Here is a 16,794-nt window from a genome sequence, read left to right as displayed (position 1 = left end):
GTTAACTAAAACCTCTTTCTTAAGATGTAACACCAGTTGACGGTCCAGCAGGACCGGGCCGCAGCCCGCTGAAACTTTTGCTCCGCGCCGCGGGTCACCTGAACACATCACTCGCGAGTAGACGACCATGGCACGGGCAATCTGGAAAGGCGCAATCAGTTTCGGGCTGGTGCATATCCCTGTGGCGCTGGTGTCGGCGACGTCCTCGCAGGGGGTGGATTTCGACTGGCTCGACAGCCGTAGCATGGAGCCGGTCGGTTACAAACGCGTCAACAAGGTCACCGGCAAGGAGGTCACCAAGGAACACATCGTCAAAGGTGTGCAGTACGAAAAGGGCCGGTACGTGGTCCTCAGTGAGGAAGAAATCAAGTCGGCGCACCCGTTGTCCACGCAGACCATCGACATCTTTTCTTTTGTCGACGCCGAACAGATCCCCCTGCAAAACATCGACACGCCCTACTACCTCGCGCCGGATAAACGCGGCGGCAAGGTCTATGCGCTGTTGCGCGAAACCCTCAGCAAAACCAATAAAGTCGCCCTCGCCCATGTTGTCCTGCATACCCGTCAGCACCTGGCGGCGCTGATGCCCCTGGAATCGGCCATGGTGCTGGTCATGCTGCGTTGGCCCGCTGAAGTGCGCAGCCTCGATACGCTAGAGCTGGGGCCTGAGGTGACCAAGCCCGAACTGGCCAAGGGCGAACTCGACATGGCCAAGCGTCTGGTGCAGGACATGAGCGCCGACTGGAAGCCCGAGGATTATCGCGACAGTTTTGAAGACAAGATCATGGCGCTGGTCGAGAAGAAGGCGAACGAAGGCAAGATCGAGGATGTGGAAACGGCGACGGGTGAAGAGGAACGCAAGACAGCTGATGTGATTGATTTGACTGAATTGCTTAAACGTAGTCTGGGTGGCAAGACTGCCGGCAAGGCCAAACCGGCGGCTAAACCCGCAGCGAACAAAAAAGCCACGAAGACCTCTCGTGGCTGATTGTTGTTTTCGCGTTGGATGTCAGGCCCCCTTCGCGAGCAGGCTCACTCCTACAAGTGATCGAGGTCAACTGTAGGAGCGAGCCTGCTCGCGAAGGGTTTGTAAGCCGGCATACAACATTCAGATCAGCACAAATACCGCCAGCAACCCACCAAAAATCGCCCACTTTTCAAGGTAGTAAAGTTTGCGATTACGCTTCTTCAGCGCCTTGCCCCGCAGCCGAATCGCGTAGATTTTGGCAAACAGCCGGTTGATGCCCCCGGTCTTGTCCCCGGCATCATTCGGCGCGCCCGCCGCTGACATCACGTTACGGCTGAACCAGCCATTGAACGCCGCCGCCCAGCGATACTTCATCGGCCGCTCGACGTCGCAGAACAGAATGATGCGGTTCTGCTGGGTGGTGTTTTCGGCGTAGTGAATGAAGGTCTCGTCGAACATCACCGCTTCACCGTCGCGCCAATGGTAGTTCTCACCATCGACGTTGATGTAGCAACCGGCATCGTTCGGCGTTTCCAGGCCCAGGTGATAACGGTACGAGCCGGCGTAGGGATCGCGGTGGCGAACCAGTTTGGAACCCGGTGGCAACTCGGCGAACATCGCGGCTTTGATCGACCCGATGCTTTGCACCAACTCAGTGGTGCGCGGGCAGAGTTTCATCGCCGAAGGATGGCTGTCGCCGTACCACTTCAAGTAGAAACGCTTCCAGCCGGTCTTGAAGAACGAGTTGAAACCGACATCGTCGTATTGGTTCGAGCGCTTGATTTCCCCGGCCCTGAGCAGGTTCTGGCCTTCGGCGCGAATTTCTTCCCAGTGCGCCTGCAACGGACTCAGGTCCGGGAAATCGGCCGGATCGAGATAAGGCTTGTTGGGGATTTTCGAGAACAGATAAAGGAAGCAATTGATCGGCGCGAGAAACGACGAGTGATCGCTCAGTTGGCGGCCCAGCTTGTGGCGCACCCGCCCACGCAGGTGGACGTAGGCAATGGATACAACGTAAATAGCGGCAATGATCAGTTTCACAGAAATCGTCACATGTCAGAAGTGAACAAACTGCGTCCCCGGCCAACCTAGCGGCCCAAGGGTCTTGTGCAGCGTCTGAATACGAAACAGCGGTCCCGGTGGCGCGTCCTTGAGCCTCTGCCGACGGTCGGCGCCTGTTGAAAAGTGGCATTTTAGTCTCATTTTGTAACCAATAGTTAACCTTCAAATGTGAAAATCTGTCCGCTGGTGCCACCAAAGCGCCCGTGCGGCCTCAACGCCCTATCGTTTAAAGAGCCAGACCAGTACAATCGCCGCCAAACATTACGCGCCCCCCTTGGTTGATGACGGGAATGAACCCCGTCTCAGCGCACTTCGACTCGGGCCAAGCGCTCCAACTGCTGCTGTCCACTTATTGCCAGATGGACCTTCCGCTTCTGACCGGGATGCATTTCCCGTGGTTTGAAAAACGGAAACGGGTACTGAATCGGTACTGCCGCAACCCTAGCTACTCTGAATGCTTCGCAGGAAAAACCTTTGATCTCTACAGCTAACATCACGATGCAGTTCGGCGCCAAGCCGCTATTCGAAAACGTTTCGGTCAAGTTCGGCGCGGGCAACCGCTACGGCCTGATCGGCGCCAACGGTTGCGGCAAGTCGACCTTCATGAAAATCCTCGGCGGCGACCTTGAGCCGTCCGGCGGCCAGGTCATGCTCGAGCCGAACGTGCGTCTGGGTAAATTGCGCCAGGACCAGTTCGCCTACGAAGAATTCACCGTCATCGACACCGTGATCATGGGTCACGAAGAGCTGTGGAAGGTTAAAGCCGAGCGCGACCGCATCTACTCGCTGCCGGAAATGACCGAAGAAGACGGCATGGCCGTGGCCGAGCTGGAAACCGAGTTCGCCGAAATGGACGGCTACACCGCCGAATCCCGTGCCGGTGAATTGCTGTTGGGCCTGGGTATCGGCATCGAGCAGCACTTCGGCCCGATGAGCGAAGTGTCCCCGGGCTGGAAACTGCGCGTATTGCTGGCTCAGGCGCTGTTCTCCGATCCTGAAGTACTGTTGCTCGACGAACCGACCAACCACCTGGACATCAACACCATCCGCTGGCTGGAAAACATTCTGACCCAGCGCTCCAGCCTGATGATCATCATCTCTCACGACCGTCACTTCCTGAACAGCGTGTGCACCCACATGGCTGACCTGGATTACGGCGAGCTGCGCCTGTTCCCGGGCAACTACGACGAGTACATGACCGTGGCGACCCAGTCCCGCGAGCAACTGCTGTCGGACAACGCCAAGAAGAAGGCACAGATTTCCGAGCTGCAATCGTTCGTCAGCCGCTTCTCGGCCAACGCCTCGAAAGCCAAGCAGGCCACTTCCCGCGCCAAGGCGATCGACAAGATCCAGTTGGCCGAAGTCAAGCCTTCGAGCCGTGTGAGCCCGTTCATCCGTTTCGAACAAACCAAGAAACTGCACCGTCAGGCTGTCATTGTCGAGCGCATGGCCAAAGGCTTCGACGGCAAGCCGCTGTTCAAGGACTTCAGTTTCCAGGTTGAAGCGGGCGAACGCGTCGCGATCATCGGCCCGAACGGTATCGGTAAAACCACCCTGCTGCGCACCCTGGTCAACGAACTGACCCCGGATGCCGGCACCGTGAAGTGGACCGACGCCGCAGAACTGGGCTACTACGCCCAGGACCACGCGCACGACTTCGAAGACGACTGCAACCTGTTCGACTGGATGGGCCAGTGGACCCAGGGCGGCGAGCAAATCGTTCGCGGCACCCTCGGCCGCATGTTGTTCTCCAACGACGAGATCCTCAAGTCGGTCAAGGTTATCTCCGGTGGTGAGCAAGGTCGCATGCTGTTCGGCAAGCTGATCCTGCAAAAGCCGAACGTGCTGATCATGGACGAACCGACCAACCACTTGGACATGGAATCGATCGAAGCGCTGAACCTGGCGCTGGAAAACTACCCGGGCACGCTGATCTTCGTCAGCCACGACCGTGAGTTCGTATCGTCGTTGGCCACCCGCATCATCGAGCTAAGCCCAAGCGGCGTGATCGACTTCAGCGGTACTTATGATGACTACCTGCGTAGCCAGGGCGTTGTGTTTTAAGAGCAGCTATTAGTTTCAAGCTGCAAGCGGCAAGTAAAAGCCCTGTCCTGGTGACGGGGCTTTTTGCATTCGAGGCTGAATGGATTTGGGTGCCCTCAACCACAACGAATATAGTTAGCCTGCTTCCTTTTATATCCCACCCAAGCCATGATGCAGTTCTCCCACCGCCGCCCGCGAACGAGCCGTCATGTCTGTGCAGCAACTGCCACCGCAAAGCTCCATGGCGATCACCCTGCAGATCGTCTCCATCGTTTTCTATACCTTTATTGCCTTCCTCTGCATCGGCCTGCCGATTGCGGCGTTACCGGGCTATGTCCATGAGCAGTTGGGTTTCAGCGCGATCGTCGCGGGACTGACCATTGGCTCCCAATACCTGGCCACCCTGCTCAGCCGCCCGATGGCCGGGCGCATGTCAGACACCATTGGCACCAAACGGGCGATTGTCTACGGCCTGTCCGGGATTGTGCTGAGCGGTGTGCTGACGTTGATTTCAACCTTGCTGCAAAGCTTTCCACTGCTGAGCCTGTTGATCCTGATCGCCGGACGTTTGTTGCTCGGCATCGCCCAGGGCTTGATTGGCGTGGGCACGATCAGCTGGTGCATGGGCCAGGTCGGCGCGGAGCACACCGCGCGCTCAATTTCATGGAACGGCATTGCGTCTTACGGCGCCATTGCGATCGGGGCGCCGCTGGGCGTGGTGATGGTCGCCGAGTACGGCTTCGCCAGCCTGGGGATCGCGTTGTCATTGCTGGCCCTGGCCGCCTTGTTGCTGATCCGCAATAAACCCTCGGTGCCGGTGATTCGTGGCGAACGCCTGCCCTTCTGGGCGGTGTTCGGGCGCATTGCGCCCTTCGGTGCCAGCCTGAGCCTGGCCTCCATCGGTTACGGCACCCTGACGACCTTTATCACCTTGTATTACGTCAGCCGCGGCTGGACAGGCGCTGCCTGGTGCCTGACGGTCTTCGGGATCTGCTTTATTTTGTCGCGCTTGCTGTTTATCTCCGCGATCAGCCGCTTCGGTGGTTTCACCTCGGCGATTGTGTGCATGAGCATTGAAACGGTGGGCCTGGTACTGCTGTGGCTAGCGCCTTCGACCGCTTATGCGCTGATCGGCGCGGGCTTGGCCGGGTTCGGTCTTTCGCTGGTGTACCCGGCGCTGGGGGTGGAAGCAATCAAGCAAGTGCCCAACTCCAGTCGCGGCGCGGGTTTGAGTGCTTATGCGGTGTTTTTCGACCTGGCACTGGCGATTGCCGGGCCGTTGATGGGCGCGGTGGCGTTGAATCTTGGGTATTCGTGGATTTTCTTCAGTGCGGCGATGTTGTCTGTCACCGGGCTCGGCTTGACCTTATTGCTGAAGCGTCGCGCAATCAGCTGACACCGCAGGGCTGGCGTGGAAATTACTGATCCGCAGTCTGCATCCCGGCCCGGGTAGGCTTGCCCAACGCGTGCGAGAAGAACCGCCCGGCTTCGGACACCATGTTGCGATGGATGTCCTCGCGGTCAACACCATCTGCATCGGTGCACAGCGCCGGCATGGCGGCGATCTGCTCTTCATTGCACGGCGCCATGAACACGAAGTGCCCTGCCCCGGCCAGCAATTTGAAGTCTGGTGCAATCGGCAGCTTGCGCGCCAAGGCGGCGGCGTTTTTATCGAACGCCACCAGTTTGTCGCCATCACCGCTGTAGAGCAGCACTGGCACATGTACGTCAGCCAAGGTGTGGCGACCGAATTTCAGACTCAGCGGCGCCATCAGCAGCAAGGCATGGACACGTGGATCCGCCACAGGCTGCAAATCATCCCGGTCGACAATCAGCTCGCCCTGGGTGTTGCAGGCATCGTGGTCGTCCGGGCGTTCCTGGCAGTAGCGGCGCAGACGATCCAGGTCAGGCGTGGCGCCGGAGAGGATCAGCGCCGTTTCGCCGCCCGCCGAGTAACCGATCACGCCGACCTGATCGGCATTGACGAAAGGCGCGAGCATACGGTCGCCCAGGGTCGCGGTAATGGCTTCGGAAATCTGGATGGGCCGGCCGTAAAGGTTACTCAACGTACCGAGGCGGCTGTGGTCTTGGGAGTTGTCACCGGGATGGATCACCGCCACCACCACAAACCCTTTGCGTGCCAGCGAGGTGGCGAGGTCGTGCAGCGCCAGCGGGGTTCCGGTGTTGCCGTGGGACAGCATCAGCATCGGGAAACGGCCCATGGCGACGTGGGTGTCCTCCCCTGCCTCGACCGTGTAACCCTCGATTTTGCTGGTGTGTTCCCGGTCGCTCGAGGGATAGAACACGATGGCGCGCATCGGCTGCAAGTCCAGAGGATCGAGAAAACTCATCTCATGGAAGCCGACGCTCCAGTGAGGGTGCGGCGCAGGCGCGGCGTGCACTGAATTCAGGCTGCTGAGCAGGCAAATCAGAAACGTTGCACAAAGACGCACCATGGGATGCCCCACCTTGTTACTGGACCGGAGTCGGTAACCCTCGACTGCATAACCCGGGCCACAACCTGTAATGGCCAGAAACAAAAAACCCTGCATCTGGCACTTGCGTGATCAGAATACAGAGTTTTTTGGGTGGTGCCTGAGCTGTTTGAGCGCTTTACGCAAGCCTTACGCGGCGGCGAACAATTGCTCGCTGATTTGCGTGTGGGCATCGCTCATGGCTTTGGTGCGCACTTCGTCACCGTAGGCCAGGCCATGGGCACGAACAAACTCAATGTCGGTGATGCCGATGAAGCCGAACAGCACCTTCAAGTACTCTTCGTGCGCAACGCCAGTCGCCTGACCGGCATGCAGACCGCCGGACGTCGAGACGATCACGACTTTCTTGCCACCGCACAGGCCTTCAGGGCCCGCTTCGGTGTAGCGGAAGGTCTGACCGGCAACGGCAATGCGGTCGATCCAGGCCTTGAGTTGGGTCGGGATGGTGAAGTTGTACATCGGCGCTGCGATGACAACGGCGTCGGCCGCGAGGAATTCGGCCAGGGTGGTGGCGCTGAGTTCGGCTTCGTGCTGTTGCGCGGCGTTGCGCAGTTCAGCGGTGGTGCCGGCGGCAACCAGGGTGGTGGCGGAGAAATGGCTGATGGCATCGGCGGCCAGATCGCGGTAGGTCACCACCGCGGTTGGCTCGGCGGCTTGCCAGGCTTTGACGACTTCGCTGCTCAGCAGACGGGAAGCCGAGTTGTCACCAAGAATGCTCGAATCGATATGCAGCAGTTTCATAAGGGATCTCCAGGTGAGGATCGCCACCGGGCGATCTGATGGGGAGGATCCTACAGATGAAACCAATAGCTGATTAGTCCGCAACAATGCGATAGTTCGTCCCACTGATAGAACAATCGGATTTCCAATCATGCAAGACCTCAACGACCTTTACTATTTCGCCAAAGTGGTCGAAGCCGGTGGCTTCGCCGCAGCCGGGCGTTTGCTGGGGATTCCCAAATCCCGATTGTCGCGACGCATTGCCGAGCTGGAAGAACGCCTCGGCGCGCGCCTGCTGCAACGCACCACCCGGCAACTCAAGCTGACGGCGGTGGGCGAACGTTACCTGCGGCACTGTCAGGCGATGCTGCTGGAAGCCGAGATGGCCGATGAAGCCGTGGCGAGTATGTCCAGCGAACCTCGCGGACGCTTGCGGGTGTCCTGCCCCGTCGGGCTGGCCCACGAAATGCTGCCGACGGTGATCAGCCGCTTCCTCGAAAAACACCCTCAGGTGCAACTGGAAGTCATGTTGCTCAATCGCCGGGTCGACTTGGTCACCGAAGGCGTCGATGTCGCGCTGCGGGTCCGTGAGTTGGGCGATGAAGATCCGTTGCTGGTGACCCGTCGCTTGCGCCAGGCACAGATGGCGATGGTCGCCAGCCCGGCCTTCCTGCATGGACGTGAGATCAACCACCCCGAAGACCTGAAATCCTTGCCGGTGCTTGGTGCGCTGGAAGCCGACCGCCTGGTGCACATTCGCATGCTCGATCAGCAGGGCAAAAGCTACGATTTGAGCCTGGAAGCGCGATTGGGCATTGACGATTTCATCGTGCGCAAGGCCTGCACGCTCGCCGGCCAGGGGTTCACCATGCTGCCGATGATGTATTGCGAACAGGAGCTGGAAAATGGTTCGCTGGTGCAGTTGCTACCCGATTGGTCATTGCCTGGCGGCTGGCTGCAAGCGGTCTACCCTCATCGGCGCGGGGTGATGCCGGCCGTGCGGGCCTGGATCGACCATTTGATCGAATCATTCAATGCCTGTGGGGACCGATTGATATGAAGGCTGGACGCATGAGCGAAGAGGACGTCGCGCAGTTCTGTCTCGCGCTGCCCGGTGCGCGGGAAGACTACAAGTGGGGAGGCGTTCGGGTGTTTTCGATTGCCGGGAACAAGATGTTCGCCTTGCAGAACCTGCGCGGCGATTCCCTGGCCTTCAAGGTCGACAAGGATCTGTTCCTCGGGCATTGCGGCCGCCCGGGGATTCACCCGGCGCCGTACCTGGCGCGGGCCCAGTGGATCATCATGCAAACGCCCTACCCGCTGGGATCCGAGGAACTTCAGGCGTTGTTGCAACGTTCCCATCAACTGGTGGTGAGCAAGCTGCCCAAGCGCACCCAGGTCAGCCTGTTGCTTTAAAGCAGTGCAAACAGGTGAGCGCCGAGGAACAGTTGGTCGATCCAGAACACCTGATGCATCAGCACAATGAGCCAGAACACCAGCTGGAACGAGACCTTGCGAGTCTTGTGCCGAAACACTTGCTGGGCCAGCAAGGCACCCGGCCATCCGCCCGCCAGCTCCACCGCGTGCAACACGTTTTCCGGTGTCCGCCAGCTGTCGGCGCGAGCCTTGCGCTTGTCGCTCCAGTACAAAAAGAACGCCAGCACGCTGACGATGCCGTAAGCCGCCAGCGGAATCAGCGACACCCCATGCAGCCACAACGACATTGAACCCGTCAGTGGCAGCGCGCACAGGATCGCCAACACCAGCAATTTCAGCCGAGGGTGCTGGATCCGCTCGCCCCCGGACCTGCGTCCGGGATTGTTGCGCGCGCTGGAGTCATTCATGGGCGTGCGGCGGCCCAATCGACCCAGCCGAATTGCCAGGTGGCCAGGATGAACAGGCCGAACGCAATGCGATACCAGGCGAATGCCGCGTAGCTATGGCTGCCGATGAACACCAGCAAGCCTCTGACGGCAATCATCGCGAAGATGAACGCCGTGACGAAGCCGATCGCAAACACCGGAAGATCAGCCGGTACGAACAGGTCGCGGTATTTGTAGCCCGAATACACCGCCGCACCGACCATGGTTGGCATCGCCAGAAAGAACGAGAACTCGGTGGCCGTCTTGCGCGACAACCCGAACAGCAAGCCGCCGATGATGGTCGAGCCGGAACGCGAGGTCCCGGGAATCATGGCCAGGCACTGGGCGAAACCGACTTTCAAGGCATCTTTCCAGGTGATTTCGTCGACAGTGTGGGCATGCACTTCATGCTGACGCTGCTCCGCCCACAACATCACGATCCCGCCCACGACCAAGGCCGTGGCCACGGTGATCGGGTTGAACAGGTATTCGTGGATCAGATCGGCAAAAATCACCCCCAATACCACCGCAGGCAGGAAAGCGATCAACAGGTTGGCGGTAAAACGCCGGGCGTTTGGTTGTGTCGGCAAACCGACGACCACGTCGAAGATCTTTCGGCGAAATTCCCACACCACCGCCAGGATCGCCCCGAGCTGGATAATGATGTTGAAAGCCATCGCGCGTTCGCCACCGAAGTTGAGCAAGTCCGCGACTATGATTTGGTGACCGGTACTGGAAATGGGCAAAAATTCCGTCAGCCCTTCTACAACCCCTAAAATCAATGCCTGCAAGGCGGTCCAAAGTTCCATCAATCCCCCAAAGGCGATGCGCCAAGGCATGCCCCATTAGTTTTTTTAAGCGTTCACCGCGCCAAGCGTAGCTGAAGTCCCGCGCGCAAAGGATCCAGACGGAGCCGTAAAAACTCCGTGAAAAATCAACTTGGATTCAGGTTTTTCCGCGCGGGGCCGAAATCCTATCAGACAAGCCCCGATAACGCTGCCGCGTAATGAGACTTGGGTCGTATAGGCCCGACCGGCAAAGCGTGGTTGGATGCTGGCAATCGTTTATTACAAGAAAAAGAAATCGGAGTGACAGCGTTATGAACAGCTTGCGCAGTGTGTCGATCAGCCGACGCTTGTGGCTCATCTTGATCGTGTCGGTATTGATGTTGTTGACGTTGGGCGTGTTGATGCTCAAGCAGATCCATACCGATCTATACCAGGCAAAAGCCCAGAAAACCCAGCACGTGGTGCAGACCGCCAGCGGCATTCTGACTTACTACCACGGCCTGGAAACCGCCGGCACACTCACCCGCGATGCCGCGCAGAAGCAGGCACTGACCGCCGTGCGCGGGCTGCGTTATGACCAGAACGACTATTTCTGGATCAACGACCTGACGCCGGTGATGGTGATGCACCCGGCCAACCCCAAACTCGATGGGCAAAACCTCTCGGCGATCCGCGACCCGGACGGTTTTGCGCTGTTCAACGAAATGGTGGCCGTCGCCAAGGCCAAAGGCGCCGGTACGGTCAACTACCGCTGGCCTAAGCCGGGCGCCAGCGACCCGGTCGGGAAAACCTCCTACGTCAAATTGTTCGAACCTTGGGGCTGGGTGATCGGTTCGGGCGTGTACATCGATGACATGCAGGCCGAGTTCTACGGCCAGGTCTGGAAGGCTTCGTTCGTCGGCCTGGTGATTGCGCTGATCATGGCGTTGCTGGTGATCATGATCGCTCGCAGCATCGTGCGACCGCTTCAGGACACGGTGAACGCCATGGCCAACATCGCCAGCGGCGAAAGCGACCTGACCCGCAGCCTCGACACCCATGGCCAGGATGAAGTCACGCAACTGGCCCGGCACTTCAATGCCTTCACTGCCAAACTGCGAGGGGTGATCAGCGAACTGCAAGTGTCCGCCAGCGCCCTGGGCCAGTCGTCCAGCGAACTGGGCAATGACGCCGCCCAGGCCCAGCAACGCAGTCAGCAACAGTCCCAGCAGATGGAGCTGGTGGCGACTGCGATCAACGAAGTGACTTACGGTGTGCAGGACGTGGCCAAGAATGCCGAGCATGCGGCCAGCGAAATGCGCGATGCCGAATCCCAGGCGCAGCAGGGGCAAATCAACATTGATGGCAGCTTGCAGCAGATCGACAAACTGTCCGGCACCATCGATCAAGCCGTGGAAGTGATTCGCACCCTGGCCGCTGAAAGCACCCAGATTGGCAGTGTCCTGGAGGTGATCCGCTCCATCGCCGAGCAAACCAACCTGCTGGCACTCAACGCCGCCATCGAGGCTGCCCGCGCCGGTGAGCAAGGCCGTGGCTTTGCGGTGGTGGCCGATGAAGTGCGCCTGTTGGCCCAGCGTACCCAGAAGTCCACGGCGGAGATCCAGTCGATGATCGAGCGCCTGCAGACTCACTCCGAAGCGGCGGTGAAAGTGATTGGCGACAGCAGTCGAGCCTCGCAACTGACCATCGAACAGGCCGGTCTGGCCGGCGCCAGCCTCAATGCCATCGGCCAGGCGCTGCGCAACCTCAACGGGCTGAACGCATCAATCGCCAGTGCAACCCTGCAACAAGCCCATGTGGTGGAAGACATCAATCAGAACGTCACCCAGGCGGCAGGCTTGTCCCACAGCACTGCGCTGGCGGCCGAGCAATCGAGTGTGGCCAGCGTTCGGCTCAAGGACTTGAGCGAGCAGGTGAACAGCCTGCTCAAACAGTTCCGCGTGTAAAAGCAGACACAGAACCCTGTGGCGAGGGGGCTTGCTCCCGCTGGGCCGCGAAGCGGCCCTGAATAGGCAATCCCGTTTTTTCAGGTAAACCGCGATAGCGCCTTTGCGACTGCTTCGCAGCCGAGCGGGAGCAAGCTCCCTCGCCACAAGTGTGCGTCAGACGCCAGTTTCGGGTTGCTAACGCATTTGCCTTCTCTCTGGGTACAATCCGCCCCCCTCTTTCGTTTTCACCAAGGAACCCCCATGTCCGGCCTTGAACTGTTTGCCGCCACCCTCGGCGTGATCGCCGTCTGGTTGACGGTCAAACAGAACCCCTGGTGCTGGCCGATCGGCCTGGTCATGGTGCTGCTTTATAGCTGGATCTTTTTTGAAGTGAAGCTGTATTCGGACATGCTCCTGCAAGTGATCTACGCCGCGCTGCAGCTCTACGGCTGGTGGCAATGGACCCGCGCGGGCGAAGCCAATAGCGGCCGGCAGGTCAGTCGGCTTGAGAGCAAATCGATCGCTGCGGGCCTTGCGGCCGGTGCCATCGGCAGTCTGCTGCTGGGCGCCGCCATGGCGCACTGGACAGATGCCGCGCAGCCCTGGCTTGATGCTGCGCTGACCGGTTTCAGCCTTGTGGCGCAGTTATGGATGGCGCAAAAACGCGTGCAGTGCTGGCCGTTGTGGGTCGTCCTTGATGTGATTTTCGTCGGACTGTTCCTTTATAAAGGCATGTACCTGACTGCTGCCCTCTATGCGTTGTTCCTGTTGCTTGCCGTACAAGGCTGGCGTGAATGGCGCGCCGACCCGGCTCTGCGCGCATGAAAGTGCTGGTGCTCGCGGGCCCTGAATCCAGCGGTAAAAGCTGGCTTTCGGGCGAGATTCACGCCAATTTTGGCGGCATATTAGTCAATGAGTACGTTCGACACTTTATCGACAGCGAAGCCCGTGAAACCCGCTACGATGACATTACATCGATAGCTCATGGCCAGCTTTCGTGGGAGGACGAAGCACGCGCCAGGCAACCGTCACTGCTGATCCTCGATACGCACCTCTTAAGCAATATCCTTTGGAGTCGCACGTTGTTTAGCGATTGCCCGGCATGGATCGAGCAAGCCTTGCTGGCCCGGCACTACGACCTGCATTTGCTGCTGAGCCCTGAAACCGTGGCCTGGCATGACGACGGGCAGCGTTGCCAGCCGCAACTGGCAGAACGCCAGGCGTTTTTTCAGGCCAGCCGTGCATGGCTTGATCTGCACCGCCAACCTTGTCAGGTGCTGCAAGGTGACTGGCAACAGCGCAAGGACGCCGCATTCGAGGCTGTGACACGTTTGCTCAAGGCCTGACCGGAGTGCCCCGCCCCGCTGCAACTGTCCATTCCTGAAACACCCAATCCCACGCAAACCCGCGAACTAAAGCGGCCCGAGCGTTCCTGCAAGAAAATGTTAAGCCACTGATACAGCCTGCGTTCAACGCCCCCAGCGTGCACCGCCGCCCGTGTGGATGTCGTTTTTGCGTAGCTCTGTCTCAGTGGCGTTACACAATTTTTTTGACCACCCCGACAATTTAATCCAACCACTTGTTTTTAAACGAATAACCGAAAGCGGCACACCTTCTGCTCTCTACCTCGCAACGCTGATAAGGGCCAGCGTTCCATTTACAGAAGGAATTGCCGCCGTGGGGAAATTTGATAGAAGCATCTTTAGCCTGCTGTTGATCGGATGCGCGCTGGGCTCAACAGTCATCCTGCCCGTGCAGGCTGACAACGGCATCATTACTATCAAACGTGATGTGCAGACCCGCAACGCAACCATCCCGCCGCTCGTCCCCGACCCTAACCCCACGACCGTCAATGCCAACCCGTCCAGACAAATTCTCCAGCAAACGAACGAGTTGAGCGACGGCGATTTTGCCAACGTCGCCAGTGGTGCAGGCATCAACCGCCTGGTCACTCAAAACACTAACAACCTGGGCGGCAACATCAGCAACCAAACCCAACTGTCCAACCTCCCTGCCGGACGTTCGGGAAATTCGGGCAACGGCATTGCCAATATGGTCAATTCCAACATCCAGCAAGGCCTGGGTGCTCTGAAAATCATAACGGGAGACCGTTAAGATGAATCGTTCGCTGCTGATGATCGCCATGTTTTGCAGTGCATCGACCTTTGCCCAACCTCCCGTCATCAATAACGCCGACATCGACGGCTCGGGTATGCAGTACCAAGGCAACCTCACGGTCAACCAGGCGGCGGGCGATCTTCAGCAACAGGCCAACGCCAGGGCCATCGCTATTGGTACCAATGCCAGTGCGACCACGCAGATTCGCCAGCGTTTGCGCACCGTTGTCGACCCCAGAATTGATGCCCAGTCCAACATCCAGGGTGACTCCTTCAGTAACGGCAACGGCGTACTGGGTGTCAACCAGAGCGCGGGCGCCAGTAACCAGCAAGCCAACGCACTGCGGATAAGCATTAGTAAACAGCCGCAAAGCATCGACGACAGCGTCCTCATGCAACAGAACGTGGCGCTGCTCAACAACTCCGATCCAACTGACTCTGCACCAGGCCATCGCCAGGTCACTACCAGTGACCAGGCATTCACCGGTAGCCGTGGGGTGATCCAGTTGAATCAGAGCGCCGGGGTGGGAAACCGAATGGCCAATACCCTGAGCGTAAGGGTCGTGGATTGACCCGAAAAGGTAAGAAACAACACTTAACCTAAAATAAAGTACGGAGAATCACCATGAAACCTTCGATGGCACTAAAGCCTCTGGTTTTCGCAATTGCTGCGGTCATGGCTGTTGCTGTACAAGCTGGGCAAAATGATCGGCGTGGCAACCATCATGGTCATCACAACGGTGGCCAACAACAAACCCCTCCTGCAAGAATGGTCCCAATCAATGCGACTGCCAATGCGACGGACCGGCAGAACAGTACCGGCAATAGCATCTGGAATGAAGGGACAGAAAACTCGGCCGAGATGAGCAGTTCGGCCGCAGGCGCAAGCGGCAACGTCGGCGTCAACGTGGCGGCAGGTAACGGCAACCAGCAAGACAACGCCGCCGCCATCGCCAACGCAGCCTCCGACAACGCCGCGATCGATAACAGCTTTGTGTTCGGCACGGCCACTGCCACCGCTGACGTGAGGCAAGTCAGCAACAATAACCGCGTCGACAACTTTGGCTCCACCAACTCTGCCGTGATGAGCGGATCCGGCGGCGGTAGCAGCGGCAACATGGGTATCAACATTGCTGGCGGCGATCTGAACCAGCAGAAAAATACCATGGCAATTGCCAACGCCAATGCTCCACTGGGTAATGCAACCGCCACCGCGTCCGCCGTTCAAAACGGTCCCGGCCTGATCGTGAACAACAACGCTGATCGGACCTACCGCGTTGATACGATCACCGTTACCAATACGGCGAGCGGCAGTTTCTCCAAAGATAAGTCGTTTGAGGCAAGCGGCAGTCAAAGCGCTTCTTCCAGCTGGAACAAAGCCGGTTCCAAAAGCTATGACGCCAGCGGGTCAAAAAGCGTTGATATAAGCGGTTCTCACAGCAGTAATGCCAGCGGTTCCAACAGCAGCAATGCCAGCGGTTCCAACAGCAGCAATGCCAGCGGTTCTTCGAGCGCTTCTTTGAGTGCTTCCTTGAACGCTACGCTGGACGCTACTTCGGCGGCTTCCAACTCCACTACCGTCAATTTTGGCTTCGGCGACCGCACCCGCAGCTCGTCTTCCGACGCATCGCTTAACGCATCGCTCGACGCGACGCTTGATGCATCGATAGACAAATCGTATGACAGATCGCACGACTCTTCGTACGACAGATCGCGCGACTCCTCGTACGACAGATCGCGCGATTCGTCGTTCGAAAAATCGTATGACAAGTCGTACTCGAAGTCGTCTGACTCCTCGTACGAAAAATCGGGCAGCAAATCGTCCGAGTCTGAGTACGCAAAAGCGAAAGCCTACAGTGAAAGCAGCTCGTATGATTTGAGCAACACCTACTCTTATCAAGTGCTGACTCCAACTGGCTGGGCCAACCCTGTGACCAACACTGCAACCCTGAGCGGTTCGGTGAATGGCGGCAGTGGCAACCTGGGCGTCAACGTGGCGGCTGGTGTGGGCAACCAACAAAGCAACTCGTTGGCCATTTCCAACCAATCGTTCTAAATGCTGTCTCTGGAGGCCCCCTTACGGGGGCCTCTTTCAACACCATCAGGGGGCGTCCCACCATGCGCATAATCGCCTTGGCAATTTTGCTTTGCGTGGCCACCGTGATCGAGGCCGCACAAATGCCGCTCTCCATCCTGCCGGGCGGCGCGTTGGTGTACAAGCCGATCCAGAGCGTTCGCGAGCGCAAATTTGCCGACCTGGTACAACAGAAAACCGACTTCAGTTGCGGCGCTGCGGCGCTGGCGACCATCTTGCGCCAAGCCTATTGGCTGGACGTGAATGAAGAACAGATCATCGAAGGCATGCTGGCACACTCCGATCAAGATCTTGTCCGTGTCCAGGGCTTCTCCATGCTCGACATGAAGCGTTACGTGGAAAGCATCGGCATGCGAGCCCGTGGCTATCGGGTAGCACCGGAAACGTTGAGTGATATCAGAATCCCGGTAGTGGTCCTCATGGATATCCGTGGCTACAAACACTTTGTGGTCATGCAAAGAGTCCATCAGGGCTGGGTCTACATCGGAGATCCGGTGCTCGGTCATAAACGCTACAAAGTCGACGACTTCATCAAAGGCTGGAACGGCATCATCTTTGCCGTCATCGGCCAGGGTTACGACAAAACCAATGCGTTGCTCGACCCGCCCATGCCGCTGACCGCCAGGAACCGCGTCAACGCCTTTAGCCCGGTGCAAGACGCAGAGTTGATGGATTTTGGATTTATCCAAAGCGACTTCTTCTAATAACAAGGGAGCA

At 58.5% G+C, this 16,794-nt stretch carries 17 protein-coding genes; 12 read left to right on the top strand and 5 right to left on the bottom strand.

Going from position 1 to position 16,794, the window contains the following annotated elements:
- The first annotated feature begins 127 nt into the window (after positions 1-127).
- Positions 128-988 carry a Ku protein gene (locus tag FBY01_RS12080; RefSeq protein WP_010460516.1) on the top strand — a complete coding sequence of 287 codons (861 nt, stop codon included), beginning with the start codon at positions 128-130 and terminating at the stop codon, positions 986-988.
- A 120-nt stretch (positions 989-1,108) separates the two neighbouring features.
- Here FBY01_RS12080 and lpxO read toward each other — a convergent pair whose 3' ends face one another.
- A complete protein-coding gene (lpxO, locus tag FBY01_RS12075) occupies positions 1,109-2,008 on the bottom strand; it encodes a lipid A hydroxylase LpxO (protein ID WP_010460518.1) in 900 nt (299 codons plus the stop codon).
- Positions 2,009-2,503: 495 nt separating this feature from the next.
- Between lpxO and FBY01_RS12070 the strand changes: the two genes are divergently transcribed.
- On the top strand, positions 2,504-4,093 hold the full coding sequence (locus tag FBY01_RS12070; RefSeq protein ID WP_010460520.1) for an ABC-F family ATPase: 1,590 nt from the start codon (positions 2,504-2,506) through the stop codon (positions 4,091-4,093).
- 187 nt (positions 4,094-4,280) lie between these two features.
- Complete coding sequence (locus FBY01_RS12065; protein ID WP_145307673.1) at positions 4,281-5,468, top strand: MFS transporter; 1,188 nt, start codon at positions 4,281-4,283, stop codon at positions 5,466-5,468.
- Positions 5,469-5,490: 22 nt separating this feature from the next.
- On the opposite strand, the gene FBY01_RS12060 is transcribed toward FBY01_RS12065, so the two are convergent.
- Both FBY01_RS12060 and FBY01_RS12055 read right to left on the bottom strand, forming a co-directional pair.
- The gene (locus FBY01_RS12060; protein WP_145307675.1) at positions 5,491-6,528 is read right to left on the bottom strand and encodes a dienelactone hydrolase; all 1,038 of its coding nucleotides are present in this window, start codon (positions 6,526-6,528) and stop codon (positions 5,491-5,493) included.
- Positions 6,529-6,696: 168 nt separating this feature from the next.
- On the bottom strand, positions 6,697-7,308 hold the full coding sequence (locus FBY01_RS12055) for an FMN-dependent NADH-azoreductase (RefSeq protein ID WP_077747806.1): 612 nt from the start codon (positions 7,306-7,308) through the stop codon (positions 6,697-6,699).
- 130 nt (positions 7,309-7,438) lie between these two features.
- Here FBY01_RS12055 and FBY01_RS12050 point away from each other — a divergent pair, with 130 nt between their 5' ends.
- A complete protein-coding gene (locus tag FBY01_RS12050; protein WP_010460527.1) occupies positions 7,439-8,347 on the top strand; it encodes a LysR substrate-binding domain-containing protein in 909 nt (302 codons plus the stop codon).
- Positions 8,344-8,703, top strand: a complete 360-nt coding sequence (locus FBY01_RS12045) for an MmcQ/YjbR family DNA-binding protein (RefSeq protein WP_145307677.1) — start codon at positions 8,344-8,346, stop codon at positions 8,701-8,703. Before FBY01_RS12050 ends, FBY01_RS12045 begins: the two co-directional genes overlap by 4 nt.
- Here FBY01_RS12045 and FBY01_RS12040 read toward each other — a convergent pair.
- Positions 8,700-9,131, bottom strand: coding sequence for a DUF1294 domain-containing protein (locus FBY01_RS12040; protein WP_145307679.1), 432 nt, complete (start codon positions 9,129-9,131; stop codon positions 8,700-8,702). The genes FBY01_RS12045 and FBY01_RS12040 overlap by 4 nt on opposite strands.
- The gene (locus tag FBY01_RS12035; RefSeq protein WP_042932039.1) at positions 9,128-9,958 is read right to left on the bottom strand and encodes an undecaprenyl-diphosphate phosphatase; all 831 of its coding nucleotides are present in this window, start codon (positions 9,956-9,958) and stop codon (positions 9,128-9,130) included. The genes FBY01_RS12040 and FBY01_RS12035 overlap by 4 nt, the downstream gene beginning before the upstream one ends.
- A gap of 290 nt (positions 9,959-10,248) precedes the next feature.
- Between FBY01_RS12035 and FBY01_RS12030 the strand changes: the two genes are divergently transcribed.
- The 7 genes from FBY01_RS12030 to FBY01_RS12000 all read left to right on the top strand — a co-directional run bounded on the left by FBY01_RS12030 (position 10,249) and on the right by FBY01_RS12000 (position 16,781).
- Positions 10,249-11,883 (top strand): methyl-accepting chemotaxis protein, encoded by a 1,635-nt coding sequence (locus tag FBY01_RS12030; RefSeq protein ID WP_083376687.1) that lies wholly within the window; start codon positions 10,249-10,251, stop codon positions 11,881-11,883.
- Between the two features lie 243 nt (positions 11,884-12,126).
- Positions 12,127-12,690, top strand: coding sequence for a nicotinamide riboside transporter PnuC (gene pnuC / locus FBY01_RS12025; protein ID WP_010460537.1), 564 nt, complete (start codon positions 12,127-12,129; stop codon positions 12,688-12,690).
- Positions 12,687-13,211 (top strand): AAA family ATPase, encoded by a 525-nt coding sequence (locus FBY01_RS12020; RefSeq protein ID WP_010460539.1) that lies wholly within the window; start codon positions 12,687-12,689, stop codon positions 13,209-13,211. Before pnuC ends, FBY01_RS12020 begins: the two co-directional genes overlap by 4 nt.
- A gap of 331 nt (positions 13,212-13,542) precedes the next feature.
- Positions 13,543-13,980 carry a hypothetical protein gene (locus tag FBY01_RS12015; protein ID WP_145307871.1) on the top strand — a complete coding sequence of 146 codons (438 nt, stop codon included), beginning with the start codon at positions 13,543-13,545 and terminating at the stop codon, positions 13,978-13,980.
- Position 13,981: 1 nt separating this feature from the next.
- Positions 13,982-14,554 carry an adhesin gene (locus FBY01_RS12010; RefSeq protein WP_145307681.1) on the top strand — a complete coding sequence of 191 codons (573 nt, stop codon included), beginning with the start codon at positions 13,982-13,984 and terminating at the stop codon, positions 14,552-14,554.
- 53 nt (positions 14,555-14,607) lie between these two features.
- Complete coding sequence (locus FBY01_RS12005) at positions 14,608-16,038, top strand: heme utilization protein (protein WP_145307683.1); 1,431 nt, start codon at positions 14,608-14,610, stop codon at positions 16,036-16,038.
- A gap of 62 nt (positions 16,039-16,100) precedes the next feature.
- A complete protein-coding gene (locus tag FBY01_RS12000; protein WP_145307686.1) occupies positions 16,101-16,781 on the top strand; it encodes a C39 family peptidase in 681 nt (226 codons plus the stop codon).
- The last annotated feature ends 13 nt before the right edge of the window (positions 16,782-16,794 follow it).

Source organism: Pseudomonas sp. SJZ077 (assembly GCF_007993905.1).
Taxonomy (GTDB): Bacteria; Pseudomonadota; Gammaproteobacteria; order Pseudomonadales; family Pseudomonadaceae; genus Aquipseudomonas; species Aquipseudomonas mandelii.
The sequence above is the reverse complement of the archived record's forward strand: the minus strand, read 5'-3'. Positions and strand labels throughout refer to the sequence as shown.

Excerpts from the sequence above, each read along its gene's own strand:
- FBY01_RS12055 (WP_077747806.1), bottom strand. The coding sequence starts at position 7,308 with ATGAAACTGCTGCATATCGATTCGAGCATTCTTGGTGACAACTCGGCT.
- FBY01_RS12010 (WP_145307681.1), top strand. The coding sequence starts at position 13,982 with ATGAATCGTTCGCTGCTGATGATCGCCATGTTTTGCAGTGCATCGACC.
- FBY01_RS12005 (WP_145307683.1), top strand. The coding sequence starts at position 14,608 with ATGAAACCTTCGATGGCACTAAAGCCTCTGGTTTTCGCAATTGCTGCG.
- FBY01_RS12080 (WP_010460516.1), top strand. The coding sequence starts at position 128 with ATGGCACGGGCAATCTGGAAAGGCGCAATCAGTTTCGGGCTGGTGCAT.
- FBY01_RS12040 (WP_145307679.1), bottom strand. The coding sequence starts at position 9,131 with ATGAATGACTCCAGCGCGCGCAACAATCCCGGACGCAGGTCCGGGGGC.
- FBY01_RS12045 (WP_145307677.1), top strand. The coding sequence starts at position 8,344 with ATGAAGGCTGGACGCATGAGCGAAGAGGACGTCGCGCAGTTCTGTCTC.
- FBY01_RS12030 (WP_083376687.1), top strand. The coding sequence starts at position 10,249 with ATGAACAGCTTGCGCAGTGTGTCGATCAGCCGACGCTTGTGGCTCATC.
- FBY01_RS12000 (WP_145307686.1), top strand. The coding sequence starts at position 16,101 with ATGCGCATAATCGCCTTGGCAATTTTGCTTTGCGTGGCCACCGTGATC.
- FBY01_RS12020 (WP_010460539.1), top strand. The coding sequence starts at position 12,687 with ATGAAAGTGCTGGTGCTCGCGGGCCCTGAATCCAGCGGTAAAAGCTGG.
- pnuC (WP_010460537.1), top strand. The coding sequence starts at position 12,127 with ATGTCCGGCCTTGAACTGTTTGCCGCCACCCTCGGCGTGATCGCCGTC.
- FBY01_RS12035 (WP_042932039.1), bottom strand. The coding sequence starts at position 9,958 with ATGGAACTTTGGACCGCCTTGCAGGCATTGATTTTAGGGGTTGTAGAA.
- FBY01_RS12065 (WP_145307673.1), top strand. The coding sequence starts at position 4,281 with ATGTCTGTGCAGCAACTGCCACCGCAAAGCTCCATGGCGATCACCCTG.
- FBY01_RS12050 (WP_010460527.1), top strand. The coding sequence starts at position 7,439 with ATGCAAGACCTCAACGACCTTTACTATTTCGCCAAAGTGGTCGAAGCC.
- FBY01_RS12060 (WP_145307675.1), bottom strand. The coding sequence starts at position 6,528 with ATGGTGCGTCTTTGTGCAACGTTTCTGATTTGCCTGCTCAGCAGCCTG.